Raw genomic sequence first — 23,999 nt, 5'->3', positions numbered from 1 at the left:
AGCGAGACACCACACAGCTCACTCATAGCAGCCAGCCCCCTTCCTCCACGGTCGTACGTGACACGCAGACGAATGCCGCACGTACCTTTGAGATCACAGCTCGCCTCGCTTAGCCGTGCAGGCGCGACGAAGCGGCACCGCCCCCCCGCGTTCGCTGGCCAGCGACACTGAGACGAAGCGCGTAAGATGACCGCCCCCCGCGACAGCCACCCCCGGCACCCCACGGCCAACACGGGCGGTTGAAGGGCATGGCGCTCAGAGTAGAAAACTTAAGCACCTCCCAATCGCCAAGCGTCTCCAGCACCAGGAATGCTATGGAGAGGATGACTCGGGCGTCCCCCACGGTTGCAGAGCCGACCGAGGTCGCAGATGCCCACGCCTATATGCTGCCGATACCCAGATGGAAGGAGATCACAGGTGACGACGCGCGACGAGCAGCACACGGGTGGCGCGCCACCGCCACGGGCCCCAGCCGCACTAGCTAGACACCAGTGCCATCACTCGCGATGGCCAGGCGCTTAGAAACGCGAAAGTCCACGATCCGGCGGCTTTCCGCTCATGGACGTATCCCCTTGCGTATGGCTCTGAGGTAAGGCTGCCAGATCGGTGGCTGGTCTATGCTACTCCAGAGGTTTCTTCCGATGCATCAAGCAGGAGCAGGATGACGCGATCTCGGAACGCGGTCGGCCGACGAACTCACGACTGCTGCTCTGAAGCAGTGCGCCAGACAGTCCGCCAAGGATCATGACGCGCTTATAATAACGGCGCCAGAGCACGACTCGACGCAGGGCTAGCAGAACGAGATCGTCGAACCATGTAGACTGCCAGCTACCCAGGACGATATTACAGGCCGCAGCAGTCCGTTTTCAGGTCAGGATGAATCGCGGCCCAGAGTCGGATAGATACCGGATAGCCGATGCGCGGTAGACATGCCAAGCGTTCACTAACCGTCCCAGAGGATCACTGACCAGCTAGGCGTTTCCCAACCTTCACTGATCCAACACCCATCACGCGGAACGCTGACCCGCCCATCACAGCATGAGCGGATGTACCACGCTTCCGCCCGCGAGGCGGCTACAGATCACCAGCGCTAGGACTGATACCTACTGTCACTTCCAACTTCTTGCACGAGGTCACCGGCGCCGGATCGTCGGCCGCCACACACTCTGTTTCACCTTCTTTAAGTGCCCTACGGCCCGACGCACAATGTGAGACTTCTTTCCGGCCGTGAGGTACTCGACCTCGTGCGCATTTCCTGCCGGATGTCTGCCCGCACCAGCCTCGCGCACCCCGCTTCCCAAGTCGACGCAGCCGCGCCTGAGAGAATGCCTCGATCGCTTCGGGAGAACCAGGCCAACCACGGAAACCCAAGGGCTAGCCTGCCCCCAGCAGTTGGGAGCTGTAGCTTTATCTTTTTTTTTTTTTATGGTGAGCGCGGCGTCAGGGACAGACTCGATTCAGCCCGGCGGCGGACTCACTCCGTCAGCGTGAGACGAGGAGACGCCCCAGCAGTGCGACTCCCCGGACCGATCACGGCCGGGGACAGGATGGTAGTGAGGGCTGACGCGGTGCCGTCCGGCGTCGACGCCGACATCAACGAGAGGTGCTGATGGTTCTCCTCTTTCCCTTTTTTGCTCCTTCCCCTCTTTTCCCTTTCTTAGGCCCGTGGTCAGCACCGTCGGTACTGCACGCCGATTCCGCGGCAGCGGCGCGCTCTAGATAGCAGTCGCCGAGGCACGGCCACGCCGGGCGCATCCCTCCGCAGGAGGCGCTGTATGCAGCATTGTCATAGGGTTGCCCTCCCACGAGTCTCAGCGCGATGCACGCGCCTTCCGCCCTAAGGAGTCCAACGAATAAGCTAAAGCAGCCAGATTTTTTATTTTTTTTATTTACTTTATTTTTTTTTTTTTTTTTCCACTTCTCTCCCTCCCCCCTTTTTTTTTTTTTCTTTTTTTTTTTCCCTGATCTTCCCCCCCCCCTTCTCTTGTTTTTAATCCCCCCCCCCCCCCCAACCTCCTCTCCCCCCCCCCCCCCCCCCTCCCTCCCTCTTCCCCCCCCTCCCCCCCCCCCCAGGGAGTGACGTTCAGCACCTTGACCCTCCGTCACCCCGGCGGCCCGGTGCCGTAATGCGCGGGCCTCGTGGGGCGCGGCCCGCATACCCTCCCCGCCATGATCGACTGGAGCCTGACCGAGGCGGCCGACTCCGCCGTTCCCACCGACCGCACCATGGACGAGCTGGTGCCCCTGCTCGCGGCCGCGCTGGCCGACCCCGACCCCGCCGTCCGGGACGGCGCGCCGTACGCCGTGCTGTCCGCCTGGATCTCCCGGAGCGTCATCCCGGCACCGCTGCGGCGCGCGCTCGGCGACCGGATGGCCTCCCGCTTCCAGGACCCTCGGGTGCAGGCCCACACCTTCGCCCCGCTGGTGCTGGACATGCTGGTGGAGGCGGGGGACTTCGCACCCGAGTGGGTGGCGGCCTTCGAGCGCTGGTACCCGGCCGAGCACGACCTGCGCGGCCACGACGCCGAGTTGGGCTGGCTGCACGCCGTCGCGCACGGCGCCGACCTGCTCGCCACCTTCGGCCTGCACCCGGAGGTGGCGCCGGAGCGGATGCTCGCCCTGGCGGCCGCCCGGCTGACGGCGCCGACCGCACACGTCTGGGACCAGCTGGAGGACGACCGCCTCGCCCGCGCGGTCGGCCGGGTGCTCACCCGCCCCGATCTGACGGAGTCCCAGGCGATCGGCTGGCTGGCCCCGCCGGCCGAGCACTTCGGGTCGGACACCCTCGCCACGCCCGTCGCCGCGGAGTTCTCCAACTGCCTGCGCACCCTGCGCCTGCTCTACGTGCTGGCGGACAGGGGCGTACGCGCCCGGAGCGAGGCACCGCCGCGCACCCTCACGCACCCCGAGGCCGTGAAGGCGGCACTCGCCGACGCGCTGGACCGGATGGTCCGGCGCTGACGCCTCGGCCATCGGAGCCGGTCCGACGGGGCGTCAACTCCCTGTGCGGACCGGCTTTTTCCGTCCTGCGCACGGCTCCCGCCATGCCCGGCAACAAGATGTTAACCACACGGGCACACCTCCTCCGCTTCCCGTGACTTTGACCGGTACATACTCGTGCTTTACTGAGTCTTGACGTAACGTCGAGTCACCACGGCTCCACCGTTGGTGAGCCGGCGTTCCTCCGCCATGCCCGTTCCAGCCGAAGGAGGCCACCCTCTTGGAACCGCTCATCGACCGCGCCCGGGCCTTCCCCCAGCGAGCCGGTGACGCCGGCCGCGAGCTCACCGGCCTCGCCGCCGGCCAGGCTCCGCAGGCGCTCTTCATCACCTGCTCCGACTCCCGGGTGGTCCCCAGCCTGATCACCGGCGCCGACCCCGGCGACCTGTTCGAACTGCGCACCGCGGGCAACATCGTCCCGGCCCACCACCCCGACGCCACCTCCGGCGAGACCGCCACCATCGAGTACGCCGTCGAAGTGCTCGGCGTGCGCGACGTCGTGGTCTGCGGCCACTCGCACTGCGGCGCCGTCGGCGCCGTGGTGCGCGGCGACGACCTCAGCGTGGTCCCGGCCGTGGACGCCTGGCTGCGCACCGCCGACCACCAGGTCCTGCGCTCCGGCGACGAGGCCGAGGTCTTCGACCCGACCGTGGCCGGCCCCGTCCAACGCCACGTCCTGGCCCAGCTCGACCGCCTGCGCGCCTACCCGTCCATCACCCGCCGCCTGACGGAGGGCCGGATCAGACTGCACGGCTGGTTCTACGAGATCCACACCGGCCTGGTGCTCTCGCACCGCCCCGAGAGCGGCCTCTTCCTGCCGCTCTAGACCCGCCCAGAAGCCCTGTTCCACCGCTCCACCCCTCCACCTCTCCACTGTTCCACCGCCCCACCCAGGCCCTCCCGCCCCGTCCGTACACCCTCACGAGGACCCGAGGACCCGATGCCCCGTCATCACGAAACCGCGCCGCCCGTGCGCACCTCCCAACTCGCCTCCCTCAAGGCGGACTTACCCGCCTCCCTGGTCGTCTTCCTGGTCGCGCTGCCGCTCTGCGTCGGCGTGGCCGTGGCCTCCGGCGTCCCCGCCGAACTCGGCCTGGTCACCGGCATCGTGGGCGGTCTGCTGACCGGCCTGCTCCCCGGCAGCAGCCTCCAGGTCTCCGGCCCCGCCGCCGGCCTCACCGTGCTGGTGTACGGCGCGGTGCAGGAGCACGGCCTCGGCACCCTCGGCGTGATCACCGCCGCCGCCGGGCTGCTCCAACTCGCCATGGGCGCCGCCCGCCTCGGCCGCCTCTTCCGGGCCATCTCGGTCTCGGTGGTCCAGGGCATGCTGGCCGGGATCGGCCTGGTCCTGATCGCCGGTCAGCTCTACGCGATGGCCGACCTCAAGGCCCCCGCCGACGGCCTCTCCAAGCTGGCCGGGCTCCCGGGCCTGGCCACCGACGCGCTCTCCTCCCGCGCCTCGCTCACCGCCGCCGCGATCGGCGCGGGCACGGTGGCGGTGCTGGTCCTGTGGCCCAAGCTGCCCGGCCCCTTCCGCACCCTCCCCGCCCCGCTCGCCGCCGTCGCCGGAGCCACCGCCGTCACGGCGCTGCTCTCCCTGCCCGTCGCCAAGGTCGACGTCGCCGGGCTGGCCGGGGTGATCAGCCTGCCGGACTCGTCCTCCCTGGCCGCCCTCGGCAGCGTCGCCGCCCTCGGGACGGTGCTGGCCTTCGCGCTGATCGCCTCCGCCGAGAGCCTGTTCAGCGCCGCCGCCGTCGACCGCCTGCACGACGGCCCCCGCACCCAGTACGACAAGGAGCTGCTCGCCCAGGGCGCCGGCAACACCGTCTGCGGCCTGCTCGGCGCCCTCCCGATGACCGCCGTCATCGTCCGCAGCGCCGCCAACGTCCAGGCCGGCGCCCGCACCAAGGCCTCCCGCGTCCTGCACGGCCTCTGGCTGCTGCTCTTCGCCGCCCTGATCCCCGCCGCCCTCACCGTCATCCCGCTGGCCGCCCTGGCCGGAGTCCTGGTGCACGCCGGAGCCAAGCTCATCCCGGTCAAGTCCCTGGTGCCACTGTGGCGTTCGCACCGGCACGAGGCGCTCATCCTGGTCGTCACCGCCGTCGCGATCGTGGCGACCAACCTCTTCGAGGGCGTCCTGCTCGGCCTGCTGCTCTCCGTCCTCAAGTCCGCCTGGGACACCTCCCACCTCCAGGTCGAGGTCGCGGACCGCGGAGCGGACGGCCCGATACACGTCGCCCTCTCCGGCAACGCCACCTTCCTCCGCCTCCCCCGGCTCCTCGAAGCACTCGAACGCCTCCCCACCGACCGCCCCGTCCACCTGGACCTCACCGCCCTGCGGCACCTCGACCACGCCTGCCGCACGGCGCTGGAGACCTGGGAGGACCGCCACAACCGCACCGAGGGCGCCACGGCGGTGGTCCGCATCCCGGCGTCCGTCTGACGGCCCCTCAGGTGCCCGGGGCCTCGGCGGCACCGACCCCGGGCACCTGTGTCACCGTCAGGTCCTGACGGTGTCCCACATCCGCGATCGACTCCCCGGCGCTGACCCGTCGCCCGTACCCTCTGGGCACCGGGTCAGCAGCCCGGACACACCCACCGCACCGGGGAGTTCACCGCACCGTGTACCGCAGAACCGTCTTCCTCCTCGCCACCGCCGCCCTCGCCCTCCCCCTCACCGCCTGCGTCCCCGAACCCGCCCCCGCACCCTCCTCCACCGCCACTGCCCCTGTCGCTCCCCCGCCGTCCCCCTCCCCGACCACCGCTCCGACGACCGCCAAGCCCTCACCGGCCGGGCCCCGTAAGGTCACCGAGGCCCCCACCGCCGGCGGCCTCACCCTCGCCACCGGCCCGGGCACCCTGACCGACGTACCGGTCGACCCCGGGGAGATGGTCGACGGCATGCAGTTCGTCCAGGCCGAGTACGACCGCCCCGGCAAGCCCTCCGCCCGCCGGATCCTCGTCCTCGCCGTGGACAACGTCCCCGAGGACCCGAACAAGCGCCGCGAGCACCTCTGGCGCGGCCTGATCGACTACGCCCTCGGGACCGGCTCCACCGGCGACCCCCACCACCGCCGAACCGTACGCGCCCGGCCCGCTCGGCGGCTCCCTCGAATGCCTGAGCCTCCCGGCCCGTACCGGCCCCACCGACGTCATCTGCGGCTGGTCCGACACCACCACCGCCGGTGTCGCCCTCCTCCCCGCCACCACCCCGCCGGAGGCCGCCCGCCTGTTCGCCGCCATCCGCACCGCGATCGAGCACTGAGGGCCGACCGCCCCTACTCACCAGCACAGTTCATGAGCCCCACTGGTCGCAGTACTCGATGTGGATCTCGCGGGCGTCGCCGAGGACGCCGTCGTTGGAGTGCAGCTCGGTGCAGAAGTGAGAGTGGCCGGGATGGACCGGGACGTGGCCCGGTCCCTCGCGTGCCACATCGAGGAAGTGCCGCGCAGTCTCCCGGAACACCTTCGCGCTGCCGGTCATGAACAGCGTCTCGGCATGGAGGTGCTGGTGGAACAGGTCGCGGTTCTCCCGGTGGTGACGGGCCGCGTAGTCGATCGCCGCACCGTCGTCGTGCTCCTCCTCGGGCAGGCTCGCGGTCTGCGGCCGACCGGGGCCGAGACGGCCTCGGAGCTCCTTCCATCGTGAGGGGGCGAACTGGAGCGAGTGGTGCAGGAGGACGAGGTCGAGCCGGCGGCCGGCGTCCTCCTGCACCTCCCGGGCCGGCGGGTGGTTGGCCCGCAGGGGGAGGTGGATCAGCGAACGCGGCGAACGGGCCGCGAGCATCCACAGTCCGGCGATGCTGCGGGCGGCGTCCTGGTCCAGATAGGCGTCCAGGTACCGGTCGTGGTCGACGAGGACCGCACGGGTCAGCGGCAGAGCGGGCCGGATGACCCTGAACTCGTCGGCTCCCGAGCGGGCTCGGTGTACGACGATCGGTAGCTTCATCTGCGCTCCGTGGTATTGCGACGGCTGACTCGCCCGACGTAGGTCGCCCGGTCGCCGACGGCGGCCCGCTCACCGCGGGGCAGTTCGTGCCGGGACAGGCGACCCCGAGCGTACCCCTGAGCACGCCGCCACCGGGGCCTCCGACCACGTGGCCCGTCCGCGAATCCGCGCCGAGCTTGTACAACGAGGTGCTCTGCGAGACCGTCTGACGGTGCAACACTGCGTTGGTGCACTCGACGACCCAGCGGACCGTGCCCGGGCCGGAGCCGTGCGGGACCCCGCGGCGGGCGCTGACCGGTGGCAGCTACCTGGAGCGCGTCGGCCGGTCGGCACCGTGCCGGTGGTCAGCCCCGCGTCGCCACCGCTCTGCCGGTAACGGCGTCCACGAACTCGACAGTTCCGGTGGCCTGTGTCTCCCCGGGCTTGACGATGTTGACCGCCCAACACGGCCGCCACTGGCCGTCGATCTTCTTGGCCAGGAGGAACGTGGTGTCGGCGCGGGAGCCGGGGTGGGCTGATACAGCCTGACGCTTGGCGGTGTCGGCGTTGACGGTGGAGTGTGGCAGTTGGGGGTCGGCGTCCCAGCGTGCGGATGACGCCATGACCCTGCCGGAGGTGGAGACGGTGATGTCCAGGCGCATCGGCATCAGGACGTTGTCGGCGTTGTACCGGCGGTAGGTGAGCATGTAGGCGCCACCCGCGCTGTCGGTTGAGGTCAGGGTGGAGGTCGATGCCTGGGTGAGCTCGGGGAACCAGGTGGCCGCGAAGTCCGTGCCGACCTTGAGGACCTGGTCCTTGGTGAGCGGACCGGGGTCGATCTGGCTGTTGGCCGAGGCGCTGATGAGCAGACGCCCGGTGGGCCAGTCGATGCGGAACTGTCCGCGGTCGGTGGTGGCCTCGAGGACCTGCTGCGGAGGGTCCTCGGGGGTGGCGGTCAGGCGGGTGTTCTGCAGCAGGGTACCGGGGCCGAAGAGCCGCTCGGCGACGCGCTGGGGGACTTCGATCTCGTCGGACGAAGAGGTCGCGCCGAAGCCGGCCGCGTCGCGGTGAAGCGGTACCCACAGCCAGACCACGGTCGTGACCGCGGCCAGGCCGACGCCGGCGACCGTGAGACCGCGAAGGACGTCTCGGCGCCCGAACCCTGCCTTGTGGGAGCGGAGCCACGACCAGACGACCGCGGCGACAGTGCCGACGAGCGCGCCGAGCGCGTTGTCGATGAAGTCCGCGCCGTCACAGGAGCGGCCGGTGCCCAGCAGGGTTTGGCAGAGCTCGGTGACAGCGGAGAGAACCGTGCACGCCGCGAGCACGGTCAGCGGCCGGCGCAGGACCACCGCGGCGAAGAAGGCGAGAGGCACGAACAGGGCGATGTTCATCAGCCCCTGCTGGGTGGTGGCGGTTTCCCACACCCCGCTCCCGATCGCACAGGTCCGCCCCGACGACCCGGTGGTGGTCGGTGTCAGGGTCGCCGCGACCACGCCGGCCAGCGACAGCCCCCACAGGACTGCGGCGGCCTGCGGCCACTGTCTGGCCCGAGCCTGCCGCAGAGCCACCATCCCGAAGATGAGGCCAAGGACGGCGAAGACGGGGACGAGCGCGGGAGCTGAGGAGAAAATCGCTTCGATCATCGGTCTTCCGGGACGCGGTCGGGTAGTGCCCCGGGGTGGCTGCGAGCCGCGCTCGCAGCCACCCCGGGGCAAGGTCAGCGTGTCAGGCTCAGCAGGGGTGGTCCGGCGGGGTCTGGAAGGTCTGCTGCCCGGAGACCCACATCTTGCCGATCGCGCTGCAGTTCGCCGGCAGCGGAGCGAAGCCCCAGTTGAAGCTCTTGGTCTCACCGGCGTTCTGGGTGAACGCGCCTTGGTCCCAGTGGGTGTTGCCACCCTCCTCGTACGCGAACCGGGCGATGATCTGGCCGCCCGACTTCTTCTGGTACTGGATGGCCGTGAGCGCCGAGTAGTAGGACTGGCCGTGCTTCGCACCGTTCTCGGACCAGAAGTAGAGGGTGCCGCTGCTCAGCGAGGTGCTGACCAGGGGCTGGACGCCGCCAGTGGCGGTGGAGGTGGCGGTGCCGTCGTTGATCTGGGCAGCCGCACCACCCGTCGAGGGCAGGTTCAGCTGGTGGTTGCCCTTCTGAGCCGGGGCGGCCTGGGCGTCGACGGCGGTCGCGACCGGAGCAGCCGCCAGCACAGCGGCGATACCGAGCCGTACCATCGTCGTACGCACCCCGCCCATCGGGGCAGCGGTCTTCGTCATGATGTCCTCCCAAAGCGCATCAAGATGGCGAGGAGGGGGGCTCCGCGTTGCAGCGCGGACCCCCCAGCCCACAGATTGAGGCCTGACAGCTTGCGCGGCCCGGCACGCCTTGAGCCTTCCGTATGCACTCCACCCGAGCAAGCGAAATCAGTTGGCCCCCCTCGTCCCGCTTCTGCCGGGAATCCCCTACTTGGCCATCACCTAAAGTAACTGCTCACCTGCCCTTGGCATCAGGTTTCCAGCACGTTCCGGATGCAGCTACTTCGGAGCGTCACATAACAGTGATGTAACGAATGGATGCCTGCTGTTGTCATGCTCCCGTCGCCAGTGGTGCGGGTCAGGCCGGGCGGGCGGGTGCACAGGTCGGCGTGGACGGTCTTGCCAAAGGGCTCGACCGTGGCGCTCCACTGGCTGCCGGAGAGGTGGTCGACCAGGGCACGACCTCGCCCGATGGCAGGGAGAGGCGGCGAACGCGGTAGGCGCCGCAACCGCCTACACGGAGCTGGTGAGAGGAGCTAACACAATGCTTGGACTCGCCTGTAGGTGATGATGCAGCAGGCGAGTTTGAGGAATGCCTCGTGGATGTCGTCGCGAATGTCCCAACGGATGCGTAGGCGTCGGAAGCCATGGATCCAGGCATTGGTGCACTCGACGACCCAGCGGACCGTGCCCGGGACGGAGCCGTGCGGGATCCCACGGCGGGCAATGACCGGTTTGATGCCGTGCTTCCACAGCAGTCGGCGGTACTTGTCGTAGTCGTAGCCCCGGTCGGCGAACAGTTGCCGGGGACGGCCGGTGGCGCCCCGGATGTGGGGTATGGCGTCGAGCAGGGGCAGCAGTTGGGTGACGTCGTGCGTGTTGCCGCCGGTCAGGGTGATGGCGAGCGGGGTGCCACCGGCGTCGGTGAGGGCGTGGTGCTTCGAGCCGGGCCGGGCACGGTCGACCGGGGCTCAGCCCAGTTTTGGGCCGCCCCGACGGGCCTGTGAAGAACAAGCAGCCCGCTGCCCGCTACGAAGCGGGCAGAGTCCTCGCCATCGGCGAGGCGTACGCCCGGCCCGCCCACCACAAGCACAGGACGAAGCCAAGGCGGACTGCCGAGGCACCCGTGTGACAAGATCCCGGAATGGCCTTGGAAACCTGGGAGCATGACGGCGAGCACTTCTGCCTACAGACGACCCACGTAGCAGATGGGACGAGGTACTTCGAGCTCAGTGAAGCTCGTCCGACTCCGGCCCAATGGACGACCACACCCACCGAAGCCGTCCGCATCCCCGGCCCAGCCCTTGTCACCGTCACCACCCACCAGAAGGACGAGGAGATTCCGCCCCTCGTCCACTTCGACACGGACCACCAGCTCCCACTTGCAGTCCTGAGCCGCTTCGTTGCACGCGTCACCGAGCTGTTGAACGATGAAAGTGTCGAGCCCCGAACCTCCAGCTGACCCAGCCCACCAGCGGCTCAGAGTTGAACGACAAGCTGAGCCGGTGGACGATCGCATCGGTATCCAGGCACCGCACCGCCGTATGACCGACCCCGACGAGGCGATCGCGGAACTCGAGCGTGCCGTGCCCGGCTTCAGCGCACTTCGCCTCACGGTGCCTCAGACCTTCGACTGGCCAGCACTCGAAGGCGCACTCGGAGCTTCACTCCCCGCCGACTACAAGCGGCTCTGCGAGCTCTACCCCACCTTCGTGCTCGGCGACTTCCTGTCCGTCCACTACCCCGCGGCCGGTCGCGAGCAGGACTGGCCGCAGGCGCTCCAGGAGGACTTGGAGATCGTCATGGAGTGGTGCGAGGACGACGACCCCGTCATCCCACTGACCCCGTACCCCGCCCCGGGCGGCCTGCTCCCCTGGGGCAGCTCGAACCAGGGCGACTTCTTCCTGTGGAGCACCAACGCGGCAGGCCCGCACGAGTGGACGGTCACGGTCGCCTCACGCAACGGTGACTGGTGGCACTACACCGGCGGGCTGGTGCAGTTCCTCGCCGACCTGATCAGCGGCGCGCTGGAACCATGGGGACTGCCCGTGATCCGACCCGAGTACTACCGATGGTGAGATGACGGCCCTGGTCCCGGGCCCCGAGCACCGTTCAGAACAGCGAGTCGGACTGAGTCGGTGTGGCCACTTGGAGGAGCGCCGCCCGCACGGGAGCGAGGGCCTTCCAGTCCTCGCGGTACGTCCCGCTCTCAACGCGCAGCTCCCACAGGTGACTGCCGCCCGAATGTGCCCGCTCGACGGCTCGCAGTGCGAGTTCGGCAAGTTCAGGGGTCGGTACGGGTACCCCCGCCGGATACTCTCCCAACTCCTCGCGGTACCTGCCGGAGAGCAGGGCCGCCGCCGCCACTGCCGACACGCCCTCCGCGTACTCGACGTACTCCGTCTCCTCGGCAACCGAACGAACGGCGCGCTCGATCTCCGCCGCGACCTCCTCGGCGGGCAGCTCCCGCAGGTCGTCCACGAAGTCCAGAGCGGAATCGTCCTCGAACGGACCGGGGCCCCAGCTTCCCATGCCCTCCACCTCCACAACGCGCCGAACCGACGTGATCAAGTGTGAGCCACCGATGCCCTGGTCGTGGCGGAGCGGTCGCCGCCGCGCGGGCCTGACGGGGGATCAGGCCGTCCGGGCCGGGAGGCGGTCGGCGGTGCGGACGCGGTGGAGGTGGATCAGGAGGTCGTAGGCGCGGCCGAGGGCGAGGGTCGGGGCCGGGTCGGGGTGGTACTCGGAGCCGGCGTCGTAGGTGGGGCGGGCGGTGTCGAGCCAGCGGCGGGCCGGGGTGGGGAGGGGGCGGAGGTCGAGGTAGTAGTCGCGGTGGCGGACCAGGTCGAGGAGGTGTTCGTTGCTGCCGGGGGCGGCGGCGGGGACGGTGACGGTCTTCCAGTCGTGGCTGCCGAGGGAGGAGTCCTTGGTGAGGAAGGAGCCGCCGGCGAAGGTGAAGCCGATCGCGCAGTAGTCGCGGCCGAGGGTGTCGCGGAGGAAGGCGCCCTGGGTCTTCGGGTACATGGCGGGGTCGGTGGCCAGGTAGCCGACGTGGCCGTTGTGCGCGGAGACGAGGACCCGGCCGCCGACCGTCCGCTGCCACCAGGCGGTGTTCTCCGCCATGGTGCGGTCGCGGAGCAGTTCGGCGGCGGTGACGGCGGCCGGGTCGGTGACGTCCAGGGAGAGGAACTCGAAGGTCCGGGCGATCACCCGGGCGTGCTGCTCGGCCCAGGCGCCGGCCTCGCCGCCGCCGGAGCGGGCCACCAAGGCGAGTGCCTCCGCAGCCCGGGCCGCGTCCGCCCGCCGTTCGGCGACCGGCCGCCCGAGGTAGCTGAAGGCGTCGTCCAGCGGGCGCAGCACGGCGTACAGCGCCTCCACCCTCGCGGCCGCCGAGGGCGCGGTACCCCGCAGGTGGTCGAGCACCCGCCGGAAGACGTCGTCGCCCAGGCGGGGAGCGCCGATGTCGTCGCCCACGAAGCGCAGCGGCCGCCCGGGCGACCGGAGGTTGTACGCCCGCATCCAGCCGATCAGGCTCGCGAACTCGGCCCGCTCCCACGGCGATCCGCCGAACTCCTCGCGGACCAGCCGCACCGCGTCGCCGCCCGTCTCGCCCCGTACGTAGGAGTCGATCCGCAGGCCGGCGGTCCAGCTCATCTCCAGGGCGAAGGTGGTGAAGTCCTTCTCCTCCACCAGGTGGCGGAACACCCGCTCCTTCATCGCGAAGAACTCGTGCGACCCGTGCGTCGCCTCGCCGAGCCCGACCACCTTGGCGCCGCCGATCATCGCCCCGAGCGCCCGCAGGTCTCCCGTCCGTCCGCCCGGCTCGGTCGTGGTCAGCGGCTGGGCCCCGCGTTCCAGCGCCCGCGCCAACCGCTCCTCGGCCGCACCCGCGGGCTCGGCCGATGCCGCCGCCGAGGCCCGGGTCCCCACCGCCAGCGCGGCCGCCCCCGCACCGGCCGCGACCAGCAACCGCCGCCGCCCGAACCGCATCCCACGCTCCGTCATGCCGCACACCCTCCAGCCGTCGGCCCCGCCCCTCGGGACCGCTGGAGCGATCTTGTCCCGGGGTCGCGTGCCACCGCCCTCCCGCTGTCCGCCCTCTTCCGCCGGGGGTCACCCCCACCGCCGTCTGCCCTTCCGGACATCACCCTTGCCCGCGGTTTGTTCGAGCGCGCCCCACGGGAAGTCAGGGGCCGACCCAGAGGAGGCAGTTCCCGTGCAACCGACCGCCCCCGCGCAGACCCCCAGGCACCCACACCCACCCGGCCTGGACACCCTGCGCCGCACACCGCACCGCGGCCTGGCCGCCATCCCCGACCCGGCCCACCGCGCGATGATCGCGAGCGTGCTGGACTCCGGGGCGATCGAGCGGGAGATCGCCCGCACCGACGCGTACGCCTTCGACCCGCCCCCGGACCTCGCCCAGGCCGACGCCGACGCGCGGACGCTGACCGCCGAGCTGGCGGCCTTCGGCGTCGCGCTGCCCGCCGCCACCGTCCGCCACATCACGCACATGCGCGCGCTGATGGTGCCCCTGGCCGACGCCGCACTGGCCCTCGCGGTGGACCGCGTCTGGGTGTTCACCACCAACACCGACGACGTCTGCTGCCGCGACCCCGCGGGGGCGGGGGCCCTGCTGCGGGCCGGCCTGCTGCCAGGAGAGCCCGTCACCACCCCCGAGACCCGCTACGTCGGCCACATGTTCGAGCAGCTGGCGCCGCACTGCGAACCGACCGTGCTGGCCGTCCTCAAGAGCTTCTTCCACAACGCGCTCACCGGCCTCCTGATGGAGGCCGAGTTCCGCCCGGACGCCACCGACGGCCTGGACAGCGACTTCGTCCGTGCCTACAACGGATTCTCCCAATTCTGGTTCGCCATGCTGCAGTTCACCGATCCCTGCCTAGGCGCTGACCGCCACCGCGCCTTCTGGGCCGCCGCCCTGAGCTCCGGCGTGGACTTCCTCAACGACGTCAACGACGTGCTCTCCTGCTACAAGGAGGCGGTGGACACGCCGGACTTCCTGGCCGGCCGCCTCCACCGCCAGGCCGTGCGCAAGGGCGTCCCCTACCTCACCGTCCACCGCCGCACCTCCGAGAGCGGCGAGGCCGCCCGCCGGCGCATCCTCGCCCTCGCCACCGATGCCCAACGACCGCACCTGGACAGGTACCTGACCGGCTTCGCGTACTGGCACCTGCACTCCCCGCGCTACCGCTGGCAGGACCTCTTCCCGGGCCTCGCCCCGATCGGCGGCGCGTGAGCCGAACACCGCCCGGACACTCGCGCGCCACGCCGACAACCGCAATGTCCGTTTAGTGCGATCCAGGTCACGTGTAATGGTTTCTGCCCGTTCATGATCCCCACTGCCATGATCAGCGGCGGACAGACCCCCCATACACGGAGGAACCAGTGCAGCGCCCACGTGCCCGCACCCGCATCCTGGTCGCCATGGCCGTCGCCGCCATCGCCACCGTCGCCGCCGGGCCGGCCCCGCAGTCGAACCAGGCCCGGCCCCGCGGCGCGGGCACCCAGCGCCCGATCGGCCCGGACCCCGCGGTCACCCTGCTGGCGCACGGCAACCTGACGATGGCCTCCAACTCGGTGCTCGCCTGCGACGACAGCCAGGGCGACGAGTGCAACGACAACAGCTACAACAACGGCCGGACCAAGTGGGTGAAGTCCGACCCGGCCGCCCCCGGGAACACCGCCTCCGCCGCGACCCTGACGGTCCCTCCGGGCTCCAAGGTGCTCTCGGCCCGGCTGTACTGGCAGCTCAACCCGGACGGCACCAGCGTCACCTCCACCTCCGGCGACGTGAGCAAGGCGAACCAGGTGGAGCTCAAGGTGCCGGGGGCGGCCGACTACCAGCGGCTGACCGCCGACACCTACGACTGGTTCGACCAGCAGACCGGCGGCAACCCGCCGAAGCCGATCACCGCCCACGCCGGCGTCAAGGACGTCACCGACCTGGTGAGCGCGGCCGGTTCGGGTTCCTACACGGTGGCCGACATCCAGGCCTGCCAGGGCCGCTCCTCCACCGCCGACTACGGCGGCCAGAACGTCGGCTGCTGGGGCGGCTGGTCCCTGGTGGTGGCGTACGAGAACGCGGCCGAGCCGCTGCGCTACCTCCAGGTCTGGGACGGCTACCAGCTGGTGCGCCCACCCAACTCGGCCGCCACGCTGACCCTTTCGGGCATCCGGACCTCCGCCGCCAAGGCCCCGGCCGCCACCATGGGCGTGACGGTCGGCGACGGCGACACCCCGATCGCGGGCGACTCACTGGAAGTCGGCGCCGACCCCTCCTCGCTCACCAAGCTGATGATGCCCACCCCGAGCGGCCAGGTGGTGGACGACAACGCCTTCACCGGCCGGATCGACCGCGTGGCCGCCGACGGCACCGGCACCAACCTCACCGACCGGACCCCGAACCCGGTGAACAACCTGGGCTACGACGCCCGGATCATCGACATCACCGGCAAGCTGCCGGCCGGCAGCACCCAGGCGGTGCTGCGGATCAACGGTGACGGCGACGCCCTCCACCCGCAGGCGGTCTGGCTGGCCCTGGAGGCGGTCGAGCCGGACCTGCGGATCACCAAGGCCAACGACCCGGCGGGCACCACCGACGACAACCCGCCCGGGCTGGTCCAGGCCGGCGGCCAGGTGACCTACTCCTTCACCGTGGCCAACCAGCACCGCGACGGCACCAGCGCGGACCTGGACACCGCCACCGGCATCGAGCTGACCGACGAGCTCCCGGCCGGGGCGAGCTTCGTCGTCGGGTCCAACCCGGACTGCGCGGCCGGCGGCCGGACCGTCACCTGCCAGGTCCCCGACCTGGCACCGGGCGCCACCACCACGATCTCCTTCAAGGCAACCGTCGACCCGGCGACCACCGCCGGGACCAAGCTGGACAACACCAGCTCGGTCTCCTTCACCGGCGCCCAGACCGGCCGCACCCAGCAGCGCGACAGCAACACGGTGCGCAACACCGTGACCGCCGCCCCGCAGTACGCCGTCACCAAGACCGCCGACAAGGCCGACGCCGAGCCGGGCGACAAGGTGACCTACACCGTGACGGTGGAGAACACCGGCACGGTGGCGATCGACAGGCTCACCCTCACCGACGACCTGACCGAGGTGCTGGACGACGCCGAGTACGGCGGCGACGCCACCGCCTCCACCGGCCAGGTGTCCTACCGGGCCCCGGTGCTGAGCTGGACCGGCGGCCTCGCCCCGGCGGCGAGGACCACCATCACCTACGGCGTGACCGTCCGTCAGCCTGCGGCCGGTGACGGCTCCCTGGTCAACACGGCGGTGGCCGACCGGGCCGGCGGCAACTGCCCGAGCGGCTCCACCGACCCGGCCTGCACGGCCACGGTCGTGGTGGACCACCCCTCGCCCAGCCCCTCCCCGAGCGCCAGCCCCACCCCGGACCCGAGCGGCAGCCCGACTGCGGACCCGTCGCACTCGCCCGACCCCTCCCCCAGCCCGGCCCCGGACCAGGGCGGCCTGCTCCCGCACACCGGCGCCGGCGTCGCGCTCGCCACGCTGACGGCCGCCGTCACCCTGATCTCCGGATTCGTCCTGTTCCGCCTCTCCCGCCGCGGCCGCCGCAGCTGACCCGATGCGCAAAAATGTGACGCCTGGAGCGCATAACTGAAACAATCCAGCGCAAGAATCTTGTGGACTCCCCTGTGGAGGCCCTACTGTCACGTGCCAATCCCCCTCCAGAGACAGGCACCTGATGGCCCGGAACCTCCGCAGGGCGGTCACACCGCTCTCCGCGACGCTGCTCCTGTTCAGCCCGCTGCTCGGCGGCACCGCCGACGCCGCCCCGGCGACCGCCCCGTCCCCCGTGCTCACCCGCGCCGGGCTGGCCCCCGCACTCACCGAGGGGCGCGGCGCCCGGGTCCCCTTCGCCGAGCAGGAGGCCGAGTCGGCCGTCACCACCGGCACCCGGATCGGGCCCGACCGCACCGCCTACACGCTGCCCTCCGAGGCCAGCGGCAGGCAGGCGGTGAAGCTGACCCCGGGTCAGTACGTGGAGTTCACCCTCCCCGCGGCGGCCGACGCGATCACCGTCCGCTACAGCATCCCGGACGCGCCCCGGGGCGGCGGCATCACCAGCCCGCTGGACGTCACCGTCAACGGCAAGGACCGCCGCACCATGACGCTGACCTCCGAGTACTCCTGGCTCTACAACCAGTACCCGTTCTCCAACGACCCGCAGGCCGAACTCCTGCACCCCGACTGGTGGATCACCGAGTGCGGCTGCGTCCCGGCCGCCACCACCCCGGCTCCGGTGGTCGACAAGCCGTTCCGGCCCAGCCACTTCTACGACGAGCAGCGACTGCTGCTCGGCAAGCGGTACAAGGCCGGCGACGTGGTCCGCCTGACCGTCCCCCGCACCGCGAACGCCGCCGAGTGGACCGTCGTCGACCTGCTGGACTCCCAACTGGTCGGCGCCCCGCACGTCGAGCCCTTCGCCGCCAACGTGCTGGCCTTCGGCGCCGACCCGACCGGCCGCCGCGACTCGGCGCCCGCGATCGAGCGCGCCATCGCCTTCGCCCAGCGCAGCCGCCTCAAGGTCTACCTGCCGCCGGGCACCTACCAGGTCAACCGGCACATCACCGTGGACGACGTCACCGTCGTCGGCGCCGGCAGCTGGTACACCGTGCTGAAGGGGCGTCAGACCACCCTCCCGCAGCCCGCCCCGGACGGCTCGGTGCACACCGGCGTCGGCCTGTACGGCAAGAGCGCCGCCGAGGGCGGCAGCCGCAACGTGCACCTGTCCGGCTTCGCGATCGAGGGCGACGTCCGCGAGCGGATCGACACCGACCAGGTCAACGCGATCGGCGGCGCGCTCAGCGACTCCACCGTCTCCGGCCTCTACCTGCACCACACCAAGGTCGGACTCTGGCTGGACGGTCCGATGGCCCGGCTGAAGGTGACCGGGAACGTCATCGCCGACCAGATCGCCGACGGCCTCAACTTCCACACCGCCGTGACGGACTCCGTGGTCGCCGACAACTTCGTCCGCAACACCGGCGACGACGGCCTGGCGATGTGGTCGGAGAAGACCGCGAACGCGCGCAACGTCTTCGACCACAACACGGTGCAGTCCCCCGTCCTCGCCAACGGCATCGCGATCTACGGCGGCACCGACACTACCCTCTCGAACAACCTGGTCGCCGACCCGGTCCGCGAGGGCAGCGCCATCCACGCGGGCTCGCGGTTCGGCGCCGAGCCCTTCGCCGGGCAGCTGCTGATCACCGACAACACCACGGTGCGCGGCGGCACGTACGAGCTGAACTGGAAGATCGGGCTGGGCGCGATCTGGTTCTACGCCCTGGACCGCTCGATCTCCGCCGACGTCCGGGTCACCGGTGACCACCTGCTGGACTCCACCTACAACGCCCTGATGCTGGTCTCCGACTGGCCGGTCAAGGACCAGGTCTCCATCGACGGCCTGAAGTTCAAGGACCTGCGGATCGACGGCACCGGCACCTCCGTGCTCAGCGCCCGGGCCGCCGGCTCGGCCACCTTCGAGAACGTGGACGCCCGCAACGTCGGCGCGGTCGGCGTCAACAACTGCGGCACCTTCCACTTCACCCCGGCCGGCTCCGAGTTCGCCCTCACCGACCTCGGCGGCAACGACGGCGGCGGCACCACCGGCCCCTGGCTCGCCCCCTGGGAGCTGCCGAACACGATCACCTGCGACGACCGCCCGCCGGTGGTCACCCCGCCGGCTCCGTCCCCCTGGGGCTGAGCCCGCACCCAGCGCCGCGCCCGGGACCCCCACCCCGGGCGCGGCGCCTCGCCCGTTCCGGGCCCGGTCGGTTAGGTTCGGACACCATGAGCACCACCATCTGGACCACCCGCGCCGAGACCGCGGCCGACGCCGACGCCGTACGCGCGATCAACCTGGCCGCCTTCGACACCCCGGGCGAGGCCGACCTGGTCGACGCCCTGCGCGCCGACCCCACCGCCTGGATCGACGGTCTCTCCCTGGTCGCCGTCGACGAGGAGGACCGCCCGGTCGGGCACGCCCTGCTGACCCGCTGTCACATCGACGGGACCCCGGCCCTCGCCCTGGCCCCCTGCGCGGTGCTCCCCTCCCACCAGCGCACCGGCGCCGGAGCCGCCGCGATCCGCGCCGCCCTCCGCGCGGCCGCCGCCCTGGGCGAGCGCCACGTCGTGGTCCTCGGCCACCCCACCTACTACCCGCGCTTCGGCTTCGAGCGCGCCTCCCAGCACGGCATCAAGCTCTCCATCGAGGTCCCCGACGAGGCCCTGATGGCCCTCGCCCTCACCCCGGGTGACCCACTGCCCTCCGGCCTGGTCCACTACCCGGCGGCCTTCGGCATCTGAGGCACCGGACAGAGCCCGGCGGGGGTCGGCGGGGGTCGGCGGCTCGCGGCGCGGGCGCGCGGCGAGCCGCCGGCCCCCGGTGGTGCTCAGCGCATCAACCGCTCGGCGTCCGAGAGCAGTTCGACCACCCGCAGGCCGAAGGCCGCGTCGCAGGGGTGCGCGGTGCCGTCCGCCGCCGAGCGCAGCAGCGCCGAGACCGAGCGGGCGTAGGCCTCCTGCGGGCTCTCGTGGCGCTCGGGCATCAGGAAGCGGCCGGCCTCGCCGCGCAGCTCCAGAACCACGCCCTCCACCGCACCCGCGACCGGCATGGTCAGACTGAGCGTCAGGTTGCTCAGGGCACCGGCGGCGTGACGGATCACCAGGTGGACGGTGTCCAGGGGGCCGGTGGACGCCGAGACCACCTCGCCGTCGCCGAGGACCGGGAGGAGCACCGAGAGGGCGTGCGGGCCGACGTCCCAGAGGGCGCCCTTCTCCCGCCGCCAGGGCGAGTCCGCGTACGGGCTGCCGCTGCCGGGGGCGAAGACCGAGCCGAACCACTCCGCGCGGGCGGTGAACCAGCCGTCGCGGGCGCCCTGTTCGCCGAGCCAGTCGGCGATGTCGGGGTGGTAGCGCAGGGTGAAGAAGACCACGGAGGCGACCTTGGCGCGCTCGGCGGCCCCGACCACCGCCCGCGCCTGGTCGACCGTCAGGGCGACGGACTTGTCGAGCAGCAGGTGCTTGCCGGCCTCGGCGGCCCGCACGGCGTACTCGGCTTGGACGGCCGGCGGCAGCGCGATGGAGACCGCGTCCACCGAGGCGAGCAGCTCGTCGACGTCCTCGAAGACCGGCACGCCGTACGGCTGCGCCAGCTCGGCCGCCGCGGCGGGGCGCCGGCCCCAGACACCGGCGAACTCCACCTCGGGGTGCCCGGCCAGGGCCGGGGCGTGCACCCGCTGCGCCCAGGGGCCGGTGCCCAGCAGTCCTATCCGCACGGCGGTCACCGCTCGACCCGGATCAGGGTGAAGCCGTCGTAGCCCTTGACGCCGACGGTCTGCACGGAGGTGGCGGTGACCCGGGGTTCGGCGGCCAGCTGCTCGTGCAGGCGGCGGGTGCCGAGCACGGCCGGGTCGGTGGAGTCCGCGTCGGCGACCGCGCCGCCGCGCACCACGTTGTCGACCACGATCAGGGTGCCGGGGCGGGAGTGGTCGACGGCCCAGGCGACGTAGTCGGGGTTGCTCACCTTGTCGGCGTCGATGAAGAAGAAGTCGAAGGGCTCGACGCCCTCCGCCGCCAGCTCGGCCAGGGTGTCGGCGGCCCGGCCGAGCCGGACCTCCACCCGCTTCGCCAGCCCGGCCCGTTCGAGGTTGCCCCGGGCCACCTCGGCGTGCGCGGGGTCGAGCTCCAGGGTGAGCATCCGCCCGTCCTCGGGCAGCGCCCGGCCCAGCCAGATGGCGCTGTAACCGCCGAGGGTGCCGACCTCCAGGATCCGCTTCGCCCCGATCGAGCGGGCGAACAGCTGCAGCATCCGCCCCTGGTTGGGCGCCACCGCGATCTGCGGCAGCCCGGCCGCGTCGGCGGCCGCCTGGGCCGCCGTCAGCTCCGGGTCGTCACCGATCAGGGTCTCGCTGAAGTACTCGTCCACCCTGGTCCACTGGTCCTGGCCCACCGGGTCCTCCTAGGTCGTCGACTGATCGTCAGCCTAGTACCGCCGGGAACGCCGACCGCCGGAACGCCGACCGCCGGGCCCGACGAACGGGACCCGGCGGTCGGGGAGGGGGCTGACGGTCAGTCGGCGCTGGCCACCGGCTCCGGGGCGGGGGTGCCGCCGCTGGTCTCGGGGTGGGCGGCGCGGTTCTTGGCGGCGCGGCGCTTCAGGATCAGGGCGGAGAGGCCGCCCACCGAGGGCGGCCACGATCAGGCCGACCCAGGAGAAGGACTTCAGCCAGTGCTCGGCGACCTTGCCGACCGTGTAGATCAGCCAGGTGGTGCCGCCGGCCCAGACGATGCCGCCGAGCACGTTGGCGATCAGGAACCTCCAGTACGGCATCTTCAGGGCACCGGCCAGCGGCCCGGCGAAGATCCGCAGCAGGGCGATGAAGCGGCCGAAGAAGACCGCCCACATGCCCCACTTCTGGAACGAGCGCTCGGCGGTGGCCAGGTGGTCGGGCCCGAAGTGCTTGGGGAACTTCCTCCCGACCTTCTCGAACAGCGGCTTGCCGCCCTTGCGCCCGATCGAGTACCCGATCGAGTCGCCGACGATCGCGCCGACGATCGCGCAGATCGCCACGCCCCAGGGATTGACCACACCACTGGCGGCCAGCACCGAGGCAGTCACCAGGGCGATCTCGCCGGGCAGCGGGATGCCCAGGCTCTCCAACAGGATGATCACTCCGACCAGGGCGTAGACCGCGTTGGGCGGCACGCTCTCCAGCCATACGTCAAGGTGCAAGGTCGGTATCCCTCCGTGGGCGGGCAGCACCCGGTGGGCGGTGCCGAAGAAAGTCGTGGGCAGCCTAACCCGGCCCGTCCCCCGGGTACTCCCACGTACGGGAGCCCCCGGCGGTTCCCGCCCTCGCCGACCCTTCGCCCGGACGGGCCGTCAGCCCCGGCCGAGCAGCTCCGGCAGGCCGACCGAGCCGACGATCCGGGCCCGCCGGTCCGGCAGGTCCAGCGCCAGCACCCGGAACAGCCAGGCGTGCCGGGCGGCCAGCGGCACCGTCCGCGGATCGCGCAGCAGCTCACGGCCGCCGACCGACCAGGGCATCGGCGGCACCCGGTACCCGGCCCTCCGGGAGACGCCCCGCAGGGTGGCCCGGCTGAACCAGTGCGGGATCGAGTCGAAGACCAGCGTCCCGCCCGGGAAGCGCTCGGCGCAGCGGTCGAAGAGCTCGCCCACCTCGCCGGGACGCAGGTACATCAGCAGGCCCTGGGCGACGACCATCACGCCGTGTTCGGGGTCCACCTCGTCCAGCCAGGCCGGGTCGGTGGCCGAGCAGGGCAGCAGCCGCTGCCGGGGCCCGGGCGGGAGCAGCCGGGCGCGCAGCTCGACCGCCTCCGGCAGGTCGACCGAGAGCCAGCGGGCCCGGCCGTTGTCGACCCGCCAGTACTGGGTCTCCAGGCCGTCGCCGAGGCAGACCACGGTGCCGCGCGGACTGCGCCGCAGGAAGTCGGCGACCTCGCCGTCGACCAGCTCGACCCGGCGCCGCTGCATCCGGCTGCCCAGGCCCTGGCCGCTGCCGAAGCGCTCGGCGAAGGGGAAGTCCAACCGCTCGGTGAGTTCCACGGCCTTGGGGTCGTGGAAGGCGGTGCCGGGCTGACGGGCCGCCACCGCGCGGTGGTGGAGGGTCCACAGCGCGGTCTCCGGGATCGCGGAGAGCTGTTCCATCTCCTCAGGGTGCCGCATCCGGCCCGCACCGACGGGCCGACACCACGGGCGGCTGACGGCCGGTCAGCCGACCCGGCACGGCTCCGCCGGAGGAAGCCGCCTCCTTCGGGCCCGTCCTTCCGACCGCCCGCCGGCGCGCCCCCGAGCGAGCCGCCCCGCCGACGTCACGCGGCTGCGCCGGCCCCGGCCGCCACCTCCGACCCGGCCGCCCGACGGTCCGTCAGGACGAGCCGAGCGAGCCGACCGGCCGCCCCGTCAGCCGATGCTGAAGGCCCCCTCGGGCGGGGGCGGCGAGTCGGTGGCGTCCGCGTCCGTGACCGGGGCGGTGCGGCCGACCAGGCGAGTCAGTTCGTCCTGGGGGCAGAGCCGGGCCGGGAAGACGTCGGCGGCCAGCCGCCGGGTCAGTTCGGCCTCGGGCAGCGGCCGGTCGGAGCCGATCAGCAGGACGTTGCCGTAGCGGCGTCCACGCAGCACGGAGGGCTCGGCGGCCAGGCAGACGTGCGGGAAGACCGCGCGCAGGGTGGCCGCCTGGGCCTTGGCGAAGGCCAGCGGCGGGCCGTCGGCGAGGTTGGCGGCGTAGCAGCCGCCGGGGGCCAGGGCGGCGGCGGCCAGCCGGACGAACTCGACCGAGGTGAGCCGGGCGGGGGTGCGGGAGCCGTGGAAGACGTCCGCCACCACCACGTCGGCGGCGCCCGGGGCGGCTGCGGCGAGCGCCTCGCGGGCGTCGCCGACGGTCACCTCGATCGAGGCGGGCCAGGGCAGCTGACTGCCGATCAGCTCCACCAGCGGGCCGTCCACCTCCACCACCCGCTGCGTCGAGCCGGGCCGGGTGGCGTCCAGGTAGCGGGGCAGGGTGAGGGCTCCGCCGCCCAGGTGCAGGGCGGTGAGGGGCTCACCGGCGGGGGCGAGGGCGTCCAGCAGGTGGGCGATCCGCTGGGTGTACTCGAACTCGAGGTGGCCCGGGTCGGCCAGGTCGACGTACGACTGCGGGGTGCCGTCCAGGGTGAGCAGCCAGCCCTGCTCGTGGTCCAGGTCGGGCATCAGCTTGGCCCGGCCGAGGTCGGTGACCCGCTCGACCGGCAGCCGCTC

Annotated in this window: 18 protein-coding genes and 2 pseudogenes; 8 read left to right on the top strand and 12 right to left on the bottom strand. The window is 71.6% G+C overall.

Annotated features, from left to right (window positions below):
* The first annotated feature begins 2,169 nt into the window (after nt 1–2,169).
* From ABD946_RS20005 to ABD946_RS19995, 3 genes are all read left to right on the top strand, one after another.
* Entirely contained in the window at nt 2,170–2,961 is a 792-nt protein-coding gene (locus tag ABD946_RS20005; protein ID WP_345285459.1) for a DUF2785 domain-containing protein, read from the top strand.
* A gap of 259 nt (nt 2,962–3,220) precedes the next feature.
* A complete protein-coding gene (locus tag ABD946_RS20000) occupies nt 3,221–3,826 on the top strand; it encodes a carbonic anhydrase (protein ID WP_345285457.1) in 606 nt (201 codons plus the stop codon).
* 114 nt (nt 3,827–3,940) lie between these two features.
* On the top strand, nt 3,941–5,443 hold the full coding sequence (locus ABD946_RS19995) for a SulP family inorganic anion transporter (RefSeq protein WP_345285455.1): 1,503 nt from the start codon (nt 3,941–3,943) through the stop codon (nt 5,441–5,443).
* 341 nt (nt 5,444–5,784) lie between these two features.
* Here the strand turns inward: ABD946_RS19995 and ABD946_RS19990 are convergent, their stop codons facing one another.
* From ABD946_RS19990 to ABD946_RS19970, 5 genes and pseudogenes are all read right to left on the bottom strand, one after another.
* Nucleotides 5,785–6,243 carry a hypothetical protein gene (locus tag ABD946_RS19990; protein ID WP_345285453.1) on the bottom strand — a complete coding sequence of 153 codons (459 nt, stop codon included), beginning with the start codon at nt 6,241–6,243 and terminating at the stop codon, nt 5,785–5,787.
* A gap of 52 nt (nt 6,244–6,295) precedes the next feature.
* Nucleotides 6,296–6,949: a hypothetical protein gene (locus ABD946_RS19985; protein WP_345285451.1), complete on the bottom strand. Its 654-nt coding sequence runs from the start codon at nt 6,947–6,949 to the stop codon at nt 6,296–6,298.
* A 344-nt stretch (nt 6,950–7,293) separates the two neighbouring features.
* On the bottom strand, nt 7,294–8,574 hold the full coding sequence (locus ABD946_RS19980) for a VanZ family protein (protein ID WP_345285449.1): 1,281 nt from the start codon (nt 8,572–8,574) through the stop codon (nt 7,294–7,296).
* Between the two features lie 88 nt (nt 8,575–8,662).
* Complete coding sequence (locus ABD946_RS19975) at nt 8,663–9,199, bottom strand: hypothetical protein (protein WP_345285447.1); 537 nt, start codon at nt 9,197–9,199, stop codon at nt 8,663–8,665.
* 515 nt (nt 9,200–9,714) lie between these two features.
* Nucleotides 9,715–10,146 (bottom strand): annotated as a pseudogene (locus ABD946_RS19970) (IS5 family transposase); the annotation flags it as partial.
* Nucleotides 10,147–10,722: 576 nt separating this feature from the next.
* On the opposite strand from ABD946_RS19970, the gene ABD946_RS19965 reads away from it, so the two are divergent.
* Nucleotides 10,723–11,256: an SMI1/KNR4 family protein gene (locus tag ABD946_RS19965; protein ID WP_345285445.1), complete on the top strand. Its 534-nt coding sequence runs from the start codon at nt 10,723–10,725 to the stop codon at nt 11,254–11,256.
* Nucleotides 11,257–11,290: 34 nt separating this feature from the next.
* Here the strand turns inward: ABD946_RS19965 and ABD946_RS19960 are convergent, their stop codons facing one another.
* Both ABD946_RS19960 and ABD946_RS19955 read right to left on the bottom strand, forming a co-directional pair.
* A complete protein-coding gene (locus ABD946_RS19960) occupies nt 11,291–11,710 on the bottom strand; it encodes a DUF4259 domain-containing protein (RefSeq protein ID WP_345285443.1) in 420 nt (139 codons plus the stop codon).
* 102 nt (nt 11,711–11,812) lie between these two features.
* Entirely contained in the window at nt 11,813–13,183 is a 1,371-nt protein-coding gene (locus ABD946_RS19955) for an erythromycin esterase family protein (protein WP_345285441.1), read from the bottom strand.
* Between the two features lie 211 nt (nt 13,184–13,394).
* On the opposite strand from ABD946_RS19955, the gene ABD946_RS19950 reads away from it, so the two are divergent.
* The 4 genes from ABD946_RS19950 (at nt 13,395) to ABD946_RS19935 (ending at nt 19,546) form a co-directional block, all read left to right on the top strand.
* Nucleotides 13,395–14,435 carry a hypothetical protein gene (locus ABD946_RS19950; protein WP_345285439.1) on the top strand — a complete coding sequence of 347 codons (1,041 nt, stop codon included), beginning with the start codon at nt 13,395–13,397 and terminating at the stop codon, nt 14,433–14,435.
* 149 nt (nt 14,436–14,584) lie between these two features.
* Nucleotides 14,585–16,795, top strand: coding sequence for a DUF7927 domain-containing protein (locus tag ABD946_RS19945; RefSeq protein ID WP_345285437.1), 2,211 nt, complete (start codon nt 14,585–14,587; stop codon nt 16,793–16,795).
* A gap of 124 nt (nt 16,796–16,919) precedes the next feature.
* A complete protein-coding gene (locus ABD946_RS19940) occupies nt 16,920–18,944 on the top strand; it encodes a glycosyl hydrolase family 28-related protein (protein WP_345285435.1) in 2,025 nt (674 codons plus the stop codon).
* 86 nt (nt 18,945–19,030) lie between these two features.
* Nucleotides 19,031–19,546: a GNAT family N-acetyltransferase gene (locus tag ABD946_RS19935; RefSeq protein ID WP_345285433.1), complete on the top strand. Its 516-nt coding sequence runs from the start codon at nt 19,031–19,033 to the stop codon at nt 19,544–19,546.
* Between the two features lie 86 nt (nt 19,547–19,632).
* Here ABD946_RS19935 and ABD946_RS19930 read toward each other — a convergent pair whose 3' ends face one another.
* The 5 genes and pseudogenes from ABD946_RS19930 to ABD946_RS19910 all read right to left on the bottom strand — a co-directional run bounded on the left by ABD946_RS19930 (nt 19,633) and on the right by ABD946_RS19910 (nt 23,951).
* A complete protein-coding gene (locus ABD946_RS19930; RefSeq protein WP_345285431.1) occupies nt 19,633–20,517 on the bottom strand; it encodes a Gfo/Idh/MocA family protein in 885 nt (294 codons plus the stop codon).
* A 5-nt stretch (nt 20,518–20,522) separates the two neighbouring features.
* Nucleotides 20,523–21,191: an O-methyltransferase gene (locus tag ABD946_RS19925; protein ID WP_345285430.1), complete on the bottom strand. Its 669-nt coding sequence runs from the start codon at nt 21,189–21,191 to the stop codon at nt 20,523–20,525.
* A gap of 119 nt (nt 21,192–21,310) precedes the next feature.
* Nucleotides 21,311–21,974 (bottom strand): annotated as a pseudogene (locus ABD946_RS19920) (DedA family protein).
* Nucleotides 21,975–22,124: 150 nt separating this feature from the next.
* Nucleotides 22,125–22,910, bottom strand: a complete 786-nt coding sequence (locus tag ABD946_RS19915; RefSeq protein WP_345285429.1) for a class I SAM-dependent methyltransferase — start codon at nt 22,908–22,910, stop codon at nt 22,125–22,127.
* 255 nt (nt 22,911–23,165) lie between these two features.
* Nucleotides 23,166–23,951, bottom strand: coding sequence for a spermidine synthase (locus ABD946_RS19910; RefSeq protein ID WP_380150066.1), 786 nt, complete (start codon nt 23,949–23,951; stop codon nt 23,166–23,168).
* Between the last annotated feature and the right edge of the window lie 48 nt (nt 23,952–23,999).

This window comes from Kitasatospora albolonga (assembly GCF_039535905.1).
Classification (GTDB): Bacteria; Actinomycetota; Actinomycetes; order Streptomycetales; family Streptomycetaceae; genus Kitasatospora; species Kitasatospora albolonga.
Note: the sequence above shows the minus strand (reverse complement) of the source record. Positions and strands in the feature narration are given on the sequence as shown.

Excerpts from the sequence above, each read along its gene's own strand:
- ABD946_RS20005 (WP_345285459.1), top strand. The coding sequence starts at position 2,170 with ATGATCGACTGGAGCCTGACCGAGGCGGCCGACTCCGCCGTTCCCACC.
- ABD946_RS19995 (WP_345285455.1), top strand. The coding sequence starts at position 3,941 with ATGCCCCGTCATCACGAAACCGCGCCGCCCGTGCGCACCTCCCAACTC.
- ABD946_RS19990 (WP_345285453.1), bottom strand. The coding sequence starts at position 6,243 with ATGGCGGCGAACAGGCGGGCGGCCTCCGGCGGGGTGGTGGCGGGGAGG.
- ABD946_RS19985 (WP_345285451.1), bottom strand. The coding sequence starts at position 6,949 with ATGAAGCTACCGATCGTCGTACACCGAGCCCGCTCGGGAGCCGACGAG.
- ABD946_RS19980 (WP_345285449.1), bottom strand. The coding sequence starts at position 8,574 with ATGATCGAAGCGATTTTCTCCTCAGCTCCCGCGCTCGTCCCCGTCTTC.
- ABD946_RS19975 (WP_345285447.1), bottom strand. The coding sequence starts at position 9,199 with ATGACGAAGACCGCTGCCCCGATGGGCGGGGTGCGTACGACGATGGTA.
- ABD946_RS19965 (WP_345285445.1), top strand. The coding sequence starts at position 10,723 with ATGACCGACCCCGACGAGGCGATCGCGGAACTCGAGCGTGCCGTGCCC.
- ABD946_RS19960 (WP_345285443.1), bottom strand. The coding sequence starts at position 11,710 with ATGGGAAGCTGGGGCCCCGGTCCGTTCGAGGACGATTCCGCTCTGGAC.
- ABD946_RS19955 (WP_345285441.1), bottom strand. The coding sequence starts at position 13,183 with ATGACGGAGCGTGGGATGCGGTTCGGGCGGCGGCGGTTGCTGGTCGCG.
- ABD946_RS19940 (WP_345285435.1), top strand. The coding sequence starts at position 16,920 with ATGGCCCGGAACCTCCGCAGGGCGGTCACACCGCTCTCCGCGACGCTG.
- ABD946_RS19935 (WP_345285433.1), top strand. The coding sequence starts at position 19,031 with ATGAGCACCACCATCTGGACCACCCGCGCCGAGACCGCGGCCGACGCC.
- ABD946_RS19915 (WP_345285429.1), bottom strand. The coding sequence starts at position 22,910 with ATGGAACAGCTCTCCGCGATCCCGGAGACCGCGCTGTGGACCCTCCAC.
- ABD946_RS19910 (WP_380150066.1), bottom strand. The coding sequence starts at position 23,951 with ATGCCCGACCTGGACCACGAGCAGGGCTGGCTGCTCACCCTGGACGGC.